We start from the raw sequence: 15804 nt of genomic DNA on the forward strand, positions 1-15804 counted from the left end.
GCTGTTTTAATCAATTCGCAATACTGACCACCACAAACGAATCATTGTTATTAAATTCATTATTAAAGGTCAGTTATGCCGCAATCTCATTACCGCACGGATTGGCTATGTATTGCCACATCTGGAAAGGCTGTGGACGGTCGCACCATTGAACCGCAATGGTTGATTGATGCGGCAGAAACCTACACCCGCAAAACCTACACGGCCATGATTTGGCCGCACCATCCGCAATGCGATATCAGCGAGCGTGAATTTACCTGCAATCTGGGGGAAGTGGACGCGCTGAAAGTGGAAACGGAAGGTGATGTCACGAAGTTATATGCCCAGTTAATCCCGAATCAATTTTTAATTGAAGCCAATCGGCAGGGGCAAAAGTTATTTACGTCAGCAGAATTTGTCACTGATTTTGCTGGCAGCGGTCGTGAATATCTTTTTGGACTGGCTGTGACGGATATTCCGGCAAGTCTGGGAACGGAAAAACTTAAATTCGTTTTAGCCGGTGAAGAAAAGGACGCCGAGCGCGGGAGTCTGGAAACATTCAGCTTAGGGAAATTACAGACAAGTAAACCAGATAAAAAAGATTCTTTCTGGTCGCGTTTATTTTCGGCCAGTAAAGATTTTACGCCAACGCCAGAGCCAAACACTGATAAGCCCACCGAGGGCGACGGAGAAAAAATGGAAGAATTAAAAGCGCTCATTCAGCAAATGCTGGATCTGCTTAAAAGCGGTAAAGACGCCGCAGCGGGTGACGCTGACACGGTTGATACGCCAGAACAGGCCGCCGATGTGGTGGCAGATGTTGCCGCCCAGATCGCTGATGCTGCCGACGAGGTGGCCGAGCTGGCACAGGACGTTATCGAAAACCCGGAAGACGAAGTCAAAGCGGAAGAATTCAGCGCCGCCAAAGCTAACCTGGCAAAAGTCATGAAGTCATTCAATGTGACGCCAGCGAAGCGCCCACGCGCCAGCCGTCGCCGTGACTTTTCCGCCCGTCGCCAGCCAGCTGGCAACCAGATGGACAACCTTGCCACGCAGCTGACTACCGTCCTGACCAAGTTGTCAGCGATGGAAAACGGTAATACGCGCCGCCCTGGCAGTGCGCCAGGCGGAAGCAAAGAACCGTTTGAATTCATGTAATCGCCAACTTTTTCAGGAATAAGAGATTATGCAATTAACCCCAAAAGCAGAGCAGATGCTGCGTAAGTTTACTGCTGGCCTGGCAAAAGCTAACGGCCAGGTGGACACGTCGCGCTACTTCTCGCTGACCAATCCGAAAGAAACCCAGCTGCGCAATGCTCTGCTGCAACAATCTGAGTTCCTGCGCCTGCTGCCTAACGTGCTGGATGTGGATCAGATCACCGGCCAGGTGGTCAGTACTGGTAAGTCGGGTATTTATACCGGGCGCAAAAAGGATGGTCGTTTCTCTCGCCCCCTGGGTGTTACCGGGAATGAATACAAGCTTGTAGAAACGGATTCCGGTTCGTATCTGCCTTACTCCCTGTTGGTTGTCTGGGCTAACGCGGGCAGTGAAGAGGAATTCTTCCAGCGTATTCAGGCATTCAGCAACGAGTCATTCGCGCTGGATATGCTGCGCGTGGCGTTTAACGGTACAAGTGTTGCAGACGACACCGACCCGGAAACCAACCCGAACGGCGAAGACGTTAACATCGGCTGGCACCAAATCGTTAAGGCCCGTTCGTCTGAACAGATTATTTCTGATGCCGTCACTATCGGCGCGTCGGGTGCTGACTTTATTGGTCTGGATGCGGCAGTCACTGACCTGGTACACACCTGCATTTATGAGCCATTCCGCAATGACCCGCGCCTGGTTGTGCTGGCTTCCGCTGACCTTATCGGCAACGACGCCACCACGATGATGAATAAGATTGATCGCCCGACTGAGAAAGTCGCCGCGCAGCTTATTGGCCGCCAGATTGCTGGCCGTACCGTGTACACCCCGCCGTTTATGCCGGAGGGCCGCCTTATCGTCACCACGCTGGACAACCTGCATATCTACACCCAGCAGGGGACACGTAAGCGTAAAGCGGAATGGAACGACGACCGCAAGCGCTTCGAGAATAACTATCTGCGCATGGAAGGTTACGGCGTCGAGCATGATGAGCTGTACGCGGCATTCGACAAAATCACCCTTGCGACCGGCGAAGTTGCACCAGGAGGGGGCGCGTAAAAATGGCTATGACCCCGTGTCAGCGACACCGAGCACGCGTGAAAGCCGCAAAGGCGCTAGATAAGTGCGAAGCCCTGACGGCATCGCCGGTCAGCTTTCACATTCAAATGCTGGAGCTGGAAAAGGATGTTGAACGGCTTCGTAGTCTGACGCGTGCAGAGCGCATGGACATGAAGCGCGATGTCCTTTTGCCGCGCTGGATGCCGACCGTTGAAGCATATCTTGCCGGTGATGCCCGCTTTGCCAATCCGGCCCTGGTTTACTGCGTGATCTGGCTGTTCGATACGGGGGAAATGGGCAAGGCGCTGGACTGGGCTGACGTGGCTATCAGTGAGAACCAGGCCACGCCGGAAAACTTCAAAAGCAACCTGCCCGCCTTTGTGGCCGATACGGTGCTGGGGTGGGCGATCATGCAGGCGGAAGCCGGTCACAGCATCGAACCCTATTTCAGCCGCACGTTTGAAAACATCCGCGAAAAGTGGCGTTTGCACGAAGACATTAACGCGAAGTGGTTCAAGTTCGCCGGTCTTTACCTGCTGCGCGACGAGAAGGGCCAGCCGCGTGCCACTGCCGTGGATGATGTGAATACGCTGGAACAGGCCGACGCCCTGCTGGCCCAGGCGGCGGCGTACAACAAAAACGCCGGAGTTAAGACCATGCGCGAAAAAATCCGCGCCCGGATTAACGGCCTGACCCAGCTTTAACGACTCCCGCAAGCCGGGACGGGCGCGGGGGAGGCATCAACCATAAGGTTGTTGGCCGTGGAACCCGTCAGCCCGTTTCTATTGCAAAACCGAGGTGCGCCAATGAGTGGCCCAAGTTTCAGTATCAGCGGTAAGCCGGTGATGGTGACGCCAACAGCGATCACCAACGGCGTGACGTTCTGGCCCGATCTCGATCTGGCCGAGTTTCAGAAGGTGCGCACGCTGCCCGCTGATCTGCCGCCAGAAACCGCAGGCGTGGCCCTGCTGGCTGCTATTGCGGAGGTAAACGACGCGCTGGCCGACGTGGTGACGTACTGGAACGCGAAAGCCTGCGAGCGGGCCGCAGATGTACCGGGTGCAAAGATGGGCGACGAAAGCCAGTTAACAGCCCAGTACAAAAAAGCGGTCTACGCCCGCGCAAAGGCCGATTTACTGGGGGAGTTCGCCACCATCGGGCGGCGTGAATCGCATCCGGGGCAGGAAAGCCAGGACACCCGCGCCAGCCTGCTGGCCGAGGCGGCCAACGTGATGCGAAACATGCTGCGACAACCACGCGTTGGGGTGCATCTGATATGAGCCAGCTTGAAAGTCTGACGGCGTTTATTACGGCAAATCTGCCGCCTGATGCCATGCAGATGTTTTCCAGTTCAATGGAGGATTGCGAGCTGGTACGCAACGCCAAAGCACTGGGGAACAACCAGCGCCGGATCGGAGTGCTGACTTACACCGCCCGTTTGTCGTGGGATGACTTCCCCTACCGCAAATATTCGCCGGGGCTGATTTATGCCCTGGTGCTGGCCTGGGTGGATGAGTTCGCCAACGAGCTGCGCGACGAGCTGAAGTTAGCCGATCCCACCGTGGACCCGGAGTTCGACGACGAAGGGTCATGCATTCTGGATGTGGTTGTCCCGCTGGTTGATCCGCTGGTCCTGCGTGAAGTGGAAAAAGGGCCGATCCCCTTCAAGGGTAAGAAATGGGACATCGTAAATCCCGAAATCTGGGAGGCGTCGCAACTGGAATTTATTGTCCAGCGTGGTGACGCGTCGTGATCCGTGGGGAGCTGAACCAACAACAGCTAAAGCAGATGCGGGAAACGCTGGCAAAAGCTGACCTTCCCCCGCGTAAGCGCCAGCGCCTTTTATGGCGTATTGCAAAGCTGGGCATTGTCACAGCGGCAAAACGTCACCAGCGCCAGCAGGCGGCCCCGGACGGTACGCCGTGGGAGCCGCGCAAGCGTGGCAAAGGGAAGATGTTAAAAGGGCTGCCCAAACTGCTGGCCGTGCGTGAAATGCCGGAGATTCAGGGGGTAAGAATTTACCTCAAGGGCGGGAACTACCGGAACGGGACGAAGCCCATTGCGGCGGGTCTGGTCGGCGCGGTCCAGCAGGACGGCGCAAGGATCCAGATGAAAGCCAGTAACGCCCCGCGCAAGCCGCAGGCTGACAAGCCAGCGCTACCGAGACAGGCCAAGCGCCTGCGGGCGCTGGGCTACAAAACCCGCAAGGGCAAGCGCTGGGTTAAGCCGTCCAGCAAGCAAATCATGGAAACCATGAGCATGGCCCAGGCGGGATTACTGATTCGAAAACTGAAAGGCACACCCTCAAAACGCACATGGACCATTGATATTCCAGGGCGCGTTTTTCTGGGGGTGAGCAACGACGAATTTAACCAAATTATTGCGCGGCAAATGCAGGCAATCGGCTTCGGCTGGGACATCAACGCGCAGCAAATCAGGGGGTAAAAATGACCTGGCCGAATGTCAACGTCAGTCAGAAAAACCGCTTCAACGGCACAACGAACGACGTCGAGCGCGTCATCCTCTTTGTGGGTTACGGCGACACTAACATCGGGAAAACCCAGTCGCTGAATACCGGCAGCGATCTGGATAAAGCCCTGGGAGACAAAGACAGCCCGTTAAAAAATATGGTGGCCGCAGCGGCCAATAACGCCGGTCAGAACTGGTTTGCTTACGTGCATGTGCTGGCAGAGCCAGACAAGGACGCCGAGGGCTACAAACCAGATGAAGACTGGATGAACGCGGTCAAACAGGCCCAGAGCGTGGCATCCGTGGAAGGGGTTGTCCTGACATTTGATACCGCCGACGCAGCCACCATTAACCGCGCAACGGAAATGCGCGTCACCTTACAGGCCAGTTTTGGGCGTTTTATCTGGTTTGCCCTTGCTGTGGGCGGGCCGGAAAAGGACGAAGCGTGGAGCGACTATGTGACGCGCCTGGCAAAACTCCAGGACGGTATTGCATCGCCTGGGGTGCAACTGGTCCCGCGTCTGTGGGGCAACGAACCCGGCGTCCTGGTTGGTCGCTTGTGTAACCGTTCGGTGACGGTGGCAGACAGCCCCGCCCGCGTTGCAACCGGTGCAGTCACCGCGCTGGGGCGCGATGGCCTGCCGGTCGACGGGACGGGGGCCGAGATTGATCTGGCCGTGTTGCAGTCTTTGCAGGCGAACCGCTACAGCGTGCCGATGTGGTATCACGATTATGACGGCATCTACTGGGCTGACGGTCGCACTCTGGACGTTGAAGGCGGTGATTATCAGGTGATTGAAAACGTGCGCGTGGTTGATAAAGCCTCCCGCCGTGTCCGTCTGCGTGCAATCCCCAAAATTGCCGATCGTTCGCTGAACAGCACACCGGGCAGCATCGCCGCGCATGAAACCTATTTCGGCAAGCCGCTGCGTGAAATGGCGATTTCAACCCAGATCAACGGCATCGAATTTCCGGGCGAAGTGAAGCCACCAAAGGACGGTGACATCACCATCACCTGGACCAGTAGCGAAGCGGTACAGATTTACCTTGTGGTTCGACCATATGAGAGCGCGAAAGAAATCAGCGTCAGCATCGAACTGGACACCTCACTGGAGAGCTAATCAATGACTGAACGTATCAGCGGCGGATCGTTCGATGTGAACTACGACAGCATCATGATTCACGTAGAAAACGCCACCGTCACCATTACGGACAACAGCGCCGTTGCGCAGTCGCGTGGCATCCCTAACGGCCACACGAAAGGGTCCGTTTCGGCGGATGTGGAAGTCGAAGTCGATTCCCAGAACTTTAAAAAGTTTACCGCTGTGGCCCGCGCCGCAGGTTCCTGGCGGGCCATTCCGGCAAAGGACTTTTTGTTCTATGCCAACGCCGGGGACGACGAAGAAAAAATCGAGGTGTTTGGCTGTGTTCCGACGCTGTCCGACATCGTCAACATCAACCCCAACGAGGCCAGCAAAACCACGAAGAAAATTAAATTCATGGTGACAAGCCCGGACTTTGTCGCGATTGACGGCGTGCCGTACCTGTCAGCCCGTGATACTCGCGATCTGAAAGGCTGACACGATGATGAACGGAGAAACGTCACTGCTTGAAAAACTGTTGCTTATCGGGGCCGTGATCGGTCTGGGGCAACTGATGGTCAGTAATGAGCGAATCACAACCCGCCTGCTGGTCGGGCGGATGATTCTGGGATCTGCGGTCGCACCACTGGCCGCAATCCCGCTGCTGAAATTCCCCGATATGCCGGAACTGGTCGTCATTGGGCTGGCCTGCGCCCTGGGCATTCTGGGAAGTGCGTTTATTGAGGCGGGGTTAAAGCGCTGCCTGGACATGTATATCAAGCGATGGGGGAGCAAGCGCAATGAAACTGAGTGAAAAACAGCAACTTTTCACGGTGATGATCGCCAGCCTGATTCATTTTGCCGAAGAAAAGGGCTATCGCCTGACGTTTGGCGAAGCGTACCGCACGCCGGAACAGGCCGCGCTTAACGCAAAAAAAGGGAGCGGCATTGCTAACAGCCTGCATACCCAGCGCCTGGCGGTGGATTTTAACCTGTTTATTGACGGCGAATACCAGACCGACAGCGCCGCATATCGCCCACTGGGCGAATACTGGGAATCTATCGGCGGATCGTGGGGTGGCCGTTTCAGTAAGCCGGACGGGAACCATTTCAGTCTTGAGCATAACGGGGTGCGCTGATGCGCAATTTGCTGGGTCTTTTGCTGATTCTGGTCGCTGCAATGTCAGCGGGCTGGCAGGCGCATGACTGGCACGACGCAAAGCTGCAACTCGCTGCCAGTGAAGCGGCAGAACAAACACGCCAGATTGTCGTTGAAGTGACGCAACAGTCTGGCGAAGCGCTGGAAGCAAAACTCGCGGGGCTAAAAGCCAATGAAAGGCACACGGAACGGGTTATTCGTACAGAAATCATTAAGCCGGTTTTTAGCAACGTTTGCGCTTCTGATGATTACGTCCGGTTGTTCAACGAAAGTGCAGATCAAGCCGAACGAGAATTATCAGGAAAACCAGCTGACACTTTGCCCGGTCACGCTGCCACGTCTGGCCGGACCGACCGGAAATGACTTTGACGCGGCGCTGACAGCCTACCGGCAGATGTATACCGACTGCGCCGCCCGACATAACGCCCTGGCGGGCATCATTCGACAACGTAAGGAATTAGCACAATGAGTAAACCGAAAAAAATCGCCCTGACCGTGGCGGGCGTAAATCTGAGCTTTGAGCCGAATAAAACCGCGTTTAACAACCTGCTTAACGAAATGACCATGACCAATAAGGTTGCCCCTATGGTGACTTATCTGGGCCGAATTGTTGATGCCGAGTGTAAAGAGTCGCTCAACAAGCTGATGGAAGATTATCCGGGTTGTGAAATGCAGATCGTCGAGAAGGTTAACGAGATTTACTCCCCAAAACTTGAGATCGAAGTAAAAAACTGACGGCGCGGGTGGCGGCCATTCGCAAGAATGCTCTTGAGCAATACCTTGCCCTGCGCCGCTACTACCTCCCGCACGAAGCCGACGACGAAGAAAGCATCGCCCGCGCCCTGTGGCTGGACGAATATTTCGCCCAGACCCGCGCCAGCAAGACGGCGGAAGGGATAGCCATCGCGTTTAACGGAAACTGATATGAGCCACCTGGATTTTACCCTGAGCCTGATCGATAAGCTGACGCGGCCATTAAAAACGGCCCAGTCTTCGCTGTCCGGCTTTGCTGAAAAATCGCAGGCGTCTTTTACAAAAATCGGGATCGGTGCGGCGGCTGTCTGGGGCGTGGCACAGTCCATCGCGGGCGTGGTGGGTCCGGCGTATGAGATGAACGCCGCACTTGCAGAAGTGGGTTCCAAAGGCGTGGCAGAGGATGCGCTGAAACGTCTGTCCGGCGAAGCCATGCGATTCAGTATGCGTTACGGCAAAGGGGCCGTTGATGTGGTCCGGTCAAGTTACGCGATGAAAGGCGCAATGGCGGGCCTGTCCGATATGGACCTGCCCCGCGTCACCATCGCGGCCAATACCCTGGCGGCAGGCGTCAAGGCCAGCGGCGAAGAGGCGGGCGAATACATCGGCGCAATGGCGTCACGTTTCAACGCGGAGTTGTCCAGTCTGGGCCATGTGCGTTTTGCCGAAGAACTGGCAGGAAAAACGGCGTACATGGTGCAAAACTTCGGCGTGAAAATGCAGACCATGCAGGAGCTTATCGAGGGGACGAAAAGCGCCGGTGCTGACTTTGGCGTCAGCCTGGATGAACAGTTCGCCGTACTGGGTACGCTTTCGCGCACGTTGGGTACTGAGGCCAGCGGGATCTACGAGCAGTTTTTACGCAGTGCCCCGGCTGCCGCTGAAAAGCTGGGTATGAGCTTTGTCGATGCCACCGGCAAAATGCTGCCGATGGGCGACATTCTGCAAAAACTCCAGAGCAAATACGGGCAGAGCATTGAAGGGAACGTCAAGGCACAACAGGCGCTGGACGCCGCGTTCGGTGGTGGTGCTGACGTTATCAAAAAGCTGTACGGCCAGCAGGATAAATTAAACCGCAGCATCACCGAGCTGGGCAGAAATGACGGGATGAAACGCGCCCAGGAAATGGCCGAACGAATGGCCGAGCCGTGGGAGCGTATCAAAGCGACATTCTTTGCCATTCGCGTGGCGATTGGTAACACGCTGATCCCTATCCTGTCGCCGCTGATGAACCGTATTGCCGACGTGGGGACTAAATTTGCCCGCTGGCTGGATATGTTCCCGAATATTGCCCGCTGGCTGGGTTACATCACCCTGGGCGTGCTGTCCTTCGGGCTGGCCGGGGCGGCGGTCAATATCGTGATGGGGGTCTTTGGCTTCACCATGACGGGGCTGGCCGCAATCGCTAAGGTGCTGGGTGGCGCATGGAAACCCCTGTTATGGACGCTCAACCTGTTGCGTCCGTCCCTGCTGACAACGCGCATTGGCCTGGCTGCATTGTGGATCCAGTCAAAATTGCTGGCGCTGTGGACGGGTGTCTGCCGCATCGCGCTGGCTGCATGGAATATCGCGTTAAAGACCGGGGCCATTGCCATGCGGGTTTACGGTGTGGCGACCATGTTTGCCGGAGCGGCAATGCAATTCCTGATGAGTCCGATCACCCTGATTATTGCCGGGCTGGCGCTTCTGGCCGTGGGGGTCTGGTACGTCATCACTCACTGGAAAGAACTGGCGGCAGCGATCATGAATACGGCGGCTTTTGCCTGGGTGATGTCAGTCGCGGAACAGGTAGGCCAGGTGTTTGCGCGGGTCTGGCAGTCCATCACTGACGGCTGGGCCGTGGTGGTTGATTTCTTTGCCGGTCTTTCCCCGCTTGCCACCTTTGAAGGGTTCGCACAGATCATCGGCGGGGTATTCAGCAAACTTTTTGACGTCCTCAAAAGCACCTTTGCGTCTACCTATAACTGGATTGTTGAGAAGTTAAACAAGATCCCCGGCGTCAATATCGACCTGAAAACCGTTTCACCACCGGCAGCGGCTGCCGTTCCGGCAAACGCGGTCATTCCAGACAGTGCTGCAGGTTCGTCGAAGCTGAACAGCCCGTCCGTGCTGACGGGGAACCGAATTAATGCAGACATCCCACGCGGCGGCCTGATGAGTCAGGTTAAAACCGACCGCAAAACCACCGTGGATAACCGTAAATCGTGGGGCGATACCTACATCAACGCCCCCAATGGAATCACCCCGGCCCAGCTGGCTGAATGGCAGGAGCTTAACGCAGGATGAGTACCGAACCGTTATACATCGACCTTTTGATCACTGACGGCGATTTCACGCTGGACAGCGGCAACGAGCCGCGCCGTTGCGATAACCGCGACAGCATCACCCAGGACATTATTCACAGCATTCTGGAAAGCGGTATCACCACCCGTCTGATTGGTGAACGTAGCCCGACAATGCGCGGTGACGTGCTGACGCAGCTGTCCTTACTGGTAGAAAGCGACGAACGTCTGGTCCCCGGCACCATAGTGATCACCGAAGAAACCCTTTCGCGATTGTATGTCACGGCGGAAACCTACGATTTTGGCCCTGTCGGTACAGAGGTTAACTATGACTGAGAAACCCGACGTTGATTTTGAAAAAGTGCTGAATGACAGCGGGATGCCCGCGACAGAGGCCGAAATTACGGCGGCATTTAAAGCCACCGTGCAGGCGGAAGGGTTCGTCACAAATACGTCGAGAATGTCACCTTTCTGGCGGCTGATTTCGAAAATTGTCACCACGCCGGTGTTATGGCTGCGGGCGGCGCTGATCGATGTGGTTCTGCGCAATATGTTTGTCGCGACGGCCACCGGTCCCATGCTGCGCCTGCTGGCCTGGGCGGTCCATATTGTGCCTAAACCGGCCAGCGCTGCCGCTGGCGTGCTGCGATTCTACAAGCTGAACGCGGCGGATGTGGTCGTCGTGCCTGCCGGAACCCTGGTGCAAACCGAGCGTATTAACGGCGTGGTTTACGTGCTGGCGGTGAATGAAGACGTGACGCTGCCAGCCGGGGTTGAAAGCGGGCTGGTTCCCGTCACGGCGACCGGCACCGGCAGCGGCTATAACCTTGCGCCCGGCTATTACCGGATCTTACCCGTTGCGGTGGCTGGGATCGCCAGTGCGGTCAATGAGGACGAATGGCTGATTACGCCAGGGGCTAACGAGGAAAGCGACGACGAGCTGCGCGACCGCACCCGCAACCAGTTTAATCTGGTAGGCAATTACCATTCTGACGCTATCTACCGCAGCATGATTGCCAGCGTGCTGGGCCTGAGCGTTGATCGCATTTACTTTTTGCACGATGCCCCGCGTGGGCCGGGTACGGCAAATGCTTACCTGTTACTGGACAGCGGCGAAATATCACAGCCCTTTATTGATGCGGTTAACGACTATGTGAATACCCAGGGCCACCACGGACACGGTGATGATCTGCAGTGTTATGCCATGCCGGAAACCAGCCACACCCTGGCGGTTACGGTCTACGTCAAAAGCGTGGAAAACATGGAGGCGGAAGACCTGAGCGCGTTAAAAACCGGTATTACCGACCTGATTCGTTGCGCGTTTCGCGAGAACGCCAATTACGACGTTAAAAAGACGCAGCCCTATTCGCGCTATTCCTTTTCGAATCTGGGCCGCGAGATCCACAAGGCTTTTCCGGTTGTCGATTCACTGCATTTTTCACTGACGGATATTGTCAGCGAACTGTCAGTCCCGCGCCTGTCAGGGTTAACGGTGGAGATTGAAAATGACTGAGTTTTCAAAGTTGCTTGCCGGTCTGAAATTGCCGTCGTGGCTGAACAAAGGCGACCCCACCAGGCTGCTGCGGGCCTGCGTGAAGTTCTGGTCGCAGGTGTACGGGTGGATCACCTGGCCGTTAAAGCAGTTTGACCCGCTGGTCTGCCCCGAACCGCTGTTAAACCTGATTGCCTGGGAACGCGACATCGATCGGTTTAAGGGGGAACCGCTCGACATCTTTCGCAAACGGGTGAATTACGCATTTATCAATGCGCAGCAGGCTGGAGAGGTGGCGGGCTTTATTGCCATTTTTGAGCGACTGGGGATTGGTTACGTTGAATTACTGGAACGACAGGACGGACTCGACTGGGACGTGATCGTCGTTCGGGTGACAAACAGCCAGATTGCGGAAAATGGCGATCTCCTGCTGGAAATCATCCGCAAATACGGGCGCACATGCCGCCGTTACCAGTTTGAAGTGATCACCGCCCTGCCGCTGAATATCAATATTGGCTGGTATCAGGGGGAATATATTTGCTGGCCTGCCACCCTGGGTGATGTGAATAACCAGCCAGAAGCAACATACAGCGCAAGTTTGAAGTAGAGGAAAGACCTATGTCACAGGCTGTTATTACAAAAGCATTTACAGAGTGGAAAGCCCAGCAGGCAATTAATAATCAGCCCGTCACGCTGGATGAATTTATTTTCGCGTATATTCCGGGACTGGATGCTGATAAACCGATTGATAATACCGAGACAATGCCCGCAGCGGATAAAATTGTTGATCGCCTGCCGGTAAGTAAAACCGGCGTTGTGAATGAAAATTCTGTCGTTTATTCCGTCACGCTGGGGGCGGATGTGGGCGATTATAATTTCAACTGGATCGGGCTGGCAAATAAAGCCACCGGCACACTGGCGATGATTATTCACGCCCCGACTCAGCGCAAAATTAAAAATGCGAACGGCCAGCAGGGAAACGTGTTGGTTCGTTCCATGCTGATGGAATACAGCGGAGCCAGGGAAGCAACAGAAATTACCACCCCGGCAGAGACATGGCAGATTGATTTCACTGCCCGCCTTTCGGCAATGGATGAACGCCAGCGCCGCGAAAATATCGATCTGTATGGTGCCGCGGCATTCTTTGATTCGGGTTATCTGGTCGCAAAGTCCGGTAATCAGTTCTTTGTCACAAAAGGGGTGGGATACGTCGCCGGGTTACGCACTGAATTGCCCGCAGACCTGAACATCAACGCATCTGCGAAGCCGACAAAAGTCTGGCTTGATGTCAGCTGGACCGGGACGTTAACGAGCGAATGGGCAGTACAGAGCAAAATCACCGTTGCCGCAGATCTTGCCGATTATGTGCTGGGCGGTGTACAGCATTATGTCTTTGCGGTGGCGAGTATTGATGCTGCCGGAAATATCACAGACCTGCGCCCGAAAGGCACGCTTAACGACCAGGCGGCCAGCAATGCGCTGAGTGAGCATGAAAAATCGCGCAATCACCCTGATGCATCAACCGATGAAAAAGGATTTGTGCAGTTAAGCAGTGCAATAGACAGCGATTCCGAAAAGCTGGCCGCCACGCCAAAGGCAGTAAAAGCGGCTAATGACAACGCAGATAAGCGACTGGTTAAAGACCAGAACGGCGATGACATTCCGGACAAAAGTTTATTTGTGCGTAATATCGGAGCACTTCCTGCCAACGGTACGGCTGTTGCAGCGAACAGACTGGCATCACGCGGTGCGCTTCCGGCACTGACTGGTGCGACAAGAGGCAGCGATAGCGGCCTGATAATGGGCGAGGTTTACAACAATGGCTATCCAACACAATACGGGAATATTTTACGTCTGACCGGAACCGGTGACGGGGAGATATTGATCGGATGGAGCGGGGTTAATGGTGCTCCTGCGCCTGCATATATTCGCAGCCACAGAGATAACGCCGAGGCTGAGTGGTCCGAATGGGCAATGCTCTACACCACACTAAACCCGCCACCGGATTCGCATCCAGTAGGGGCGGCGATTGCATGGCCGTCTGATGCTACTCCAGCCGGTTACGCCCTGATGCAGGGGCAAGCATTTGATAAATCTGCTTACCCGTTACTGGCTATAGCGTATCCGTCCGGTGTCATCCCTGACATGCGAGGCTGGACAATCAAAGGTAAGCCCGCCAGCGGGCGGGCTGTACTGTCTCAGGAAATGGACGGTAACAAATCGCACAGCCACGGCGCGCGGGCGCTGGATACCGATCTGGGAACGAAAGGCACGTCGTCATTTGATTACGGTACGAAATCGACCAATACCACGGGCAACCATACTCACCAGTTCGGCGGTTATATCAATTCATACTGGGGAGATTCCAATCACACCTCATTTCAGCCTGGAGGTGGTGCGTGGACACAGGCCGCTGGCGACCATGCGCATACAGTTTATATCGGAGGACACGAGCACACGATGTATATAGGTCCACACGGACACGTCGTTATTGTGGACGCAGACGGTAATGCGGAAACCACAGTGAAGAATATCGCGTTTAACTATATTGTGAGGCTGGCATAATGACTTTTAAAATGAGCAGCAAAGCGCAGACAATTAAAATTTTCAATCTGCGTTCAGATACAAACGAATTTATTGGGGCAGGTGATGCATATATTCCGGCAAATACAGGATTGCCCGCGTACAGTACAGATATTGCACCGCCAGCAGCGAAGGATGGATTCGTCGCTGTATTTAATTCTGAGTCAGAAAAATGGTCACTTGTTGAAGACCATCGAGGGAAAGTTGTCTACAACATCAAAACGGGGGAAGCCATCACAATTAACCAGCTAGGCGCACTACCTGATGATGTTGTTTCCATTGCGCCCGAAGGCCATTTTGTGAAATGGGACGGGAAAAAATGGGTACACGACACGGAGGCGGAAAAAGTGGCGCAGGTTACTCAGGCGACGCAGCAAAAAGAAGGTCTTCTGACGCTGGCTGCATCAAAGATTGGACCGCTACAGGATGCTGTTGATTTGGGTATTGCGACAGATTCGGAAGCGGCGCTTTTGCTGGAGTGGAGAAAACACCGCGTTCTGATCAATCGTATTAATCCTGCCGATGCGCCAGATATTAACTGGCCGGAGGTTCCGGGCGATGTGGCGTGAATCGGTTGTAAAGATTGCTGACGATATGGTGGCGCTGGCCTGTTCCATTGTGCCAGCGCATCCTTGGGTTTACGGGCTGGGACAGAACACGGATTCAGGCGGTTATCTCAGTCCGGCCAATGCGATGGGATACCTTGCTAAAAAGCTGTTATTCGCTGGCGGTCGCGGTGATGTTATCGTCATGATGGTGGCGGAGAATACCCATGATACTTTTATGCAGGGGCTGAATAAACTGTCCACCGTATTTCCGGCCCCCGCATTTACGCAGGTAAGCCGCATGGCAGCCGCCGCCGCAGAACTCAGCACGGTAAAAATGCAGTTGCCGGTTAAAGACGATGTATTGCCTGCCAGTGCGCCGTTATCAGTCTCAACCAACCGGCTGGCGCTGAATGCCCAGCGTGTTGCCGCCGCGCAGCTGGCCGCCGCAGTCAGTACCACCACAACAGATCTAAAAAATCAGATTACGGGATTTATTCAGGAACGGGCCGGTTTGCTGTCCTCACTCAGCCAGGGACTGGAAGACTTGAAAGCCGCCAGTGCGAATATTTTTTCATTCAGTTACAGCGGGAGTTATGCCGTTGCTGCCGCTGAATTGTTGAAAGGCATCCCGCAAACAACGGCAGTGCATACCGCCGCGATGATGTTTATCGGGGATTCGTTATCTGACTTAGGGAAGATGCTACATGAGCCAGACCGCATTACTCGCGCTTGATGGTGAAGGGATCGCCATGCAGAACATGCTGGTTTCACCTTCCATGCAGTTTCAGGAAAAGGACCAGTCGGGCCAGACATCGAGCACGGCCAATGCTGAACAGGGTATCAAGGCCAAAGAGTTGCGTGTGTCGGGTCTGGTGACATTCGACGACGAAGCCGTTTTACAGCGGCTTTTCCAGTTGGCATCCGCAACCGAAGCCAGCGGAGCACTGAAAAAGTACCGCGTCGCCAATGCGACGGCAACGGCTATTAATCTTCGTGAAGCCACGTTCACCGGTCAGATTGATGCCGTACCGCAGGAGGATCGTCTTGCCTGGCAGGTAAGTTTCACCCTGCGTGAAAAAGGCAGCGTCCCGGAAAAACGACAGGCCAGAAAAGGTAACGCGACGGCCAGCACGAAGCAAACGGGGTCAAAGGGCGCGGGTTCGGCTGCCGGTGCTGATGAGCCAGCCGACAAAATGAGCTGGTTTGAAGAAAAGGTCTTAAAGCCGGTCAACGATGCGCTGGGGTAAT

At 55.2% G+C, this 15804-nt stretch carries 21 protein-coding genes; all 21 read left to right on the forward strand.

What is annotated here, in order from left to right:
* Positions 1-75 precede the first annotated feature (75 nt).
* The 21 genes from ACLJPE_RS19820 (at position 76) to ACLJPE_RS19920 (ending at position 15803) form a co-directional block, all read left to right on the forward strand.
* Complete coding sequence (locus tag ACLJPE_RS19820) at positions 76-1137, forward strand: GPO family capsid scaffolding protein (protein WP_039514560.1); 1062 nt, start codon at positions 76-78, stop codon at positions 1135-1137.
* 28 nt (positions 1138-1165) lie between these two features.
* Positions 1166-2188 carry a phage major capsid protein, P2 family gene (locus ACLJPE_RS19825; protein WP_039514562.1) on the forward strand — a complete coding sequence of 341 codons (1023 nt, stop codon included), beginning with the start codon at positions 1166-1168 and terminating at the stop codon, positions 2186-2188.
* A 2-nt stretch (positions 2189-2190) separates the two neighbouring features.
* Positions 2191-2892 carry a phage terminase small subunit gene (gene gpM, locus ACLJPE_RS19830; protein ID WP_039514565.1) on the forward strand — a complete coding sequence of 234 codons (702 nt, stop codon included), beginning with the start codon at positions 2191-2193 and terminating at the stop codon, positions 2890-2892.
* Positions 2893-2994: 102 nt separating this feature from the next.
* Complete coding sequence (locus tag ACLJPE_RS19835; RefSeq protein ID WP_039514569.1) at positions 2995-3468, forward strand: head completion/stabilization protein; 474 nt, start codon at positions 2995-2997, stop codon at positions 3466-3468.
* On the forward strand, positions 3465-3941 hold the full coding sequence (locus tag ACLJPE_RS19840) for a phage tail protein (protein WP_000080428.1): 477 nt from the start codon (positions 3465-3467) through the stop codon (positions 3939-3941). Before ACLJPE_RS19835 ends, ACLJPE_RS19840 begins: the two co-directional genes overlap by 4 nt.
* 35 nt (positions 3942-3976) lie before the next feature.
* Positions 3977-4633: a hypothetical protein gene (locus ACLJPE_RS19845; RefSeq protein WP_410966020.1), complete on the forward strand. Its 657-nt coding sequence runs from the start codon at positions 3977-3979 to the stop codon at positions 4631-4633.
* Between the two features lie 2 nt (positions 4634-4635).
* Entirely contained in the window at positions 4636-5778 is a 1143-nt protein-coding gene (locus tag ACLJPE_RS19850) for a DUF2586 domain-containing protein (protein ID WP_023243545.1), read from the forward strand.
* Positions 5779-5781: 3 nt separating this feature from the next.
* Positions 5782-6237: a phage protein gene (locus ACLJPE_RS19855; RefSeq protein ID WP_000140062.1), complete on the forward strand. Its 456-nt coding sequence runs from the start codon at positions 5782-5784 to the stop codon at positions 6235-6237.
* Positions 6238-6241: 4 nt separating this feature from the next.
* Entirely contained in the window at positions 6242-6553 is a 312-nt protein-coding gene (locus tag ACLJPE_RS19860; RefSeq protein ID WP_000980879.1) for a holin, read from the forward strand.
* A complete protein-coding gene (locus ACLJPE_RS19865; RefSeq protein ID WP_039514573.1) occupies positions 6540-6878 on the forward strand; it encodes a M15 family metallopeptidase in 339 nt (112 codons plus the stop codon). Before ACLJPE_RS19860 ends, ACLJPE_RS19865 begins: the two co-directional genes overlap by 14 nt.
* Positions 6878-7261: a hypothetical protein gene (locus tag ACLJPE_RS19870; protein WP_001245146.1), complete on the forward strand. Its 384-nt coding sequence runs from the start codon at positions 6878-6880 to the stop codon at positions 7259-7261. Before ACLJPE_RS19865 ends, ACLJPE_RS19870 begins: the two co-directional genes overlap by 1 nt.
* A 102-nt stretch (positions 7262-7363) precedes the next feature.
* Entirely contained in the window at positions 7364-7633 is a 270-nt protein-coding gene (locus ACLJPE_RS19875; protein ID WP_039514577.1) for a putative phage tail assembly chaperone, read from the forward strand.
* A gap of 8 nt (positions 7634-7641) precedes the next feature.
* Positions 7642-7821, forward strand: a complete 180-nt coding sequence (locus ACLJPE_RS19880) for a DUF6890 family protein (protein ID WP_000719046.1) — start codon at positions 7642-7644, stop codon at positions 7819-7821.
* Position 7822: 1 nt separating this feature from the next.
* Entirely contained in the window at positions 7823-9937 is a 2115-nt protein-coding gene (locus tag ACLJPE_RS19885) for a phage tail tape measure protein (protein ID WP_039514580.1), read from the forward strand.
* Positions 9934-10269 carry a DUF2590 family protein gene (locus ACLJPE_RS19890; RefSeq protein WP_001656607.1) on the forward strand — a complete coding sequence of 112 codons (336 nt, stop codon included), beginning with the start codon at positions 9934-9936 and terminating at the stop codon, positions 10267-10269. The genes ACLJPE_RS19885 and ACLJPE_RS19890 overlap by 4 nt, the downstream gene beginning before the upstream one ends.
* Positions 10262-11446, forward strand: coding sequence for a baseplate J/gp47 family protein (locus ACLJPE_RS19895; RefSeq protein ID WP_000136917.1), 1185 nt, complete (start codon positions 10262-10264; stop codon positions 11444-11446). Before ACLJPE_RS19890 ends, ACLJPE_RS19895 begins: the two co-directional genes overlap by 8 nt.
* Entirely contained in the window at positions 11439-12032 is a 594-nt protein-coding gene (locus ACLJPE_RS19900; protein WP_000134369.1) for a phage tail protein, read from the forward strand. The genes ACLJPE_RS19895 and ACLJPE_RS19900 overlap by 8 nt, the downstream gene beginning before the upstream one ends.
* Positions 12033-12043: 11 nt before the next feature.
* Complete coding sequence (locus tag ACLJPE_RS19905; protein WP_039514586.1) at positions 12044-13990, forward strand: phage tail protein; 1947 nt, start codon at positions 12044-12046, stop codon at positions 13988-13990.
* Entirely contained in the window at positions 13990-14577 is a 588-nt protein-coding gene (locus ACLJPE_RS19910; protein WP_000143183.1) for a tail fiber assembly protein, read from the forward strand. Before ACLJPE_RS19905 ends, ACLJPE_RS19910 begins: the two co-directional genes overlap by 1 nt.
* Positions 14567-15289: a hypothetical protein gene (locus ACLJPE_RS19915; RefSeq protein ID WP_039514590.1), complete on the forward strand. Its 723-nt coding sequence runs from the start codon at positions 14567-14569 to the stop codon at positions 15287-15289. The genes ACLJPE_RS19910 and ACLJPE_RS19915 overlap by 11 nt, the downstream gene beginning before the upstream one ends.
* The gene (locus tag ACLJPE_RS19920) at positions 15261-15803 is read left to right on the forward strand and encodes a hypothetical protein (RefSeq protein WP_000083770.1); all 543 of its coding nucleotides are present in this window, start codon (positions 15261-15263) and stop codon (positions 15801-15803) included. Before ACLJPE_RS19915 ends, ACLJPE_RS19920 begins: the two co-directional genes overlap by 29 nt.
* Position 15804 lies beyond the last annotated feature (1 nt).

It is taken from the genome of Salmonella sp. SAL04196, assembly GCF_046550835.1.
GTDB lineage: Bacteria > Pseudomonadota > Gammaproteobacteria > Enterobacterales > Enterobacteriaceae > Salmonella > Salmonella enterica.

Bases quoted from the DNA above. Each gene is read 5' to 3' on its own strand.
- ACLJPE_RS19820 (WP_039514560.1), top strand. From the start codon at position 76: ATGCCGCAATCTCATTACCGCACGGATTGGCTATGTATTGCCACATCT.
- ACLJPE_RS19825 (WP_039514562.1), top strand. From the start codon at position 1,166: ATGCAATTAACCCCAAAAGCAGAGCAGATGCTGCGTAAGTTTACTGCT.
- gpM (WP_039514565.1), top strand. From the start codon at position 2,191: ATGGCTATGACCCCGTGTCAGCGACACCGAGCACGCGTGAAAGCCGCA.
- ACLJPE_RS19835 (WP_039514569.1), top strand. From the start codon at position 2,995: ATGAGTGGCCCAAGTTTCAGTATCAGCGGTAAGCCGGTGATGGTGACG.
- ACLJPE_RS19840 (WP_000080428.1), top strand. From the start codon at position 3,465: ATGAGCCAGCTTGAAAGTCTGACGGCGTTTATTACGGCAAATCTGCCG.
- ACLJPE_RS19845 (WP_410966020.1), top strand. From the start codon at position 3,977: ATGCGGGAAACGCTGGCAAAAGCTGACCTTCCCCCGCGTAAGCGCCAG.
- ACLJPE_RS19850 (WP_023243545.1), top strand. From the start codon at position 4,636: ATGACCTGGCCGAATGTCAACGTCAGTCAGAAAAACCGCTTCAACGGC.
- ACLJPE_RS19855 (WP_000140062.1), top strand. From the start codon at position 5,782: ATGACTGAACGTATCAGCGGCGGATCGTTCGATGTGAACTACGACAGC.
- ACLJPE_RS19860 (WP_000980879.1), top strand. From the start codon at position 6,242: ATGATGAACGGAGAAACGTCACTGCTTGAAAAACTGTTGCTTATCGGG.
- ACLJPE_RS19865 (WP_039514573.1), top strand. From the start codon at position 6,540: ATGAAACTGAGTGAAAAACAGCAACTTTTCACGGTGATGATCGCCAGC.
- ACLJPE_RS19870 (WP_001245146.1), top strand. From the start codon at position 6,878: ATGCGCAATTTGCTGGGTCTTTTGCTGATTCTGGTCGCTGCAATGTCA.
- ACLJPE_RS19875 (WP_039514577.1), top strand. From the start codon at position 7,364: ATGAGTAAACCGAAAAAAATCGCCCTGACCGTGGCGGGCGTAAATCTG.
- ACLJPE_RS19885 (WP_039514580.1), top strand. From the start codon at position 7,823: ATGAGCCACCTGGATTTTACCCTGAGCCTGATCGATAAGCTGACGCGG.
- ACLJPE_RS19890 (WP_001656607.1), top strand. From the start codon at position 9,934: ATGAGTACCGAACCGTTATACATCGACCTTTTGATCACTGACGGCGAT.
- ACLJPE_RS19895 (WP_000136917.1), top strand. From the start codon at position 10,262: ATGACTGAGAAACCCGACGTTGATTTTGAAAAAGTGCTGAATGACAGC.
- ACLJPE_RS19900 (WP_000134369.1), top strand. From the start codon at position 11,439: ATGACTGAGTTTTCAAAGTTGCTTGCCGGTCTGAAATTGCCGTCGTGG.
- ACLJPE_RS19905 (WP_039514586.1), top strand. From the start codon at position 12,044: ATGTCACAGGCTGTTATTACAAAAGCATTTACAGAGTGGAAAGCCCAG.
- ACLJPE_RS19910 (WP_000143183.1), top strand. From the start codon at position 13,990: ATGACTTTTAAAATGAGCAGCAAAGCGCAGACAATTAAAATTTTCAAT.
- ACLJPE_RS19915 (WP_039514590.1), top strand. From the start codon at position 14,567: ATGTGGCGTGAATCGGTTGTAAAGATTGCTGACGATATGGTGGCGCTG.
- ACLJPE_RS19920 (WP_000083770.1), top strand. From the start codon at position 15,261: ATGAGCCAGACCGCATTACTCGCGCTTGATGGTGAAGGGATCGCCATG.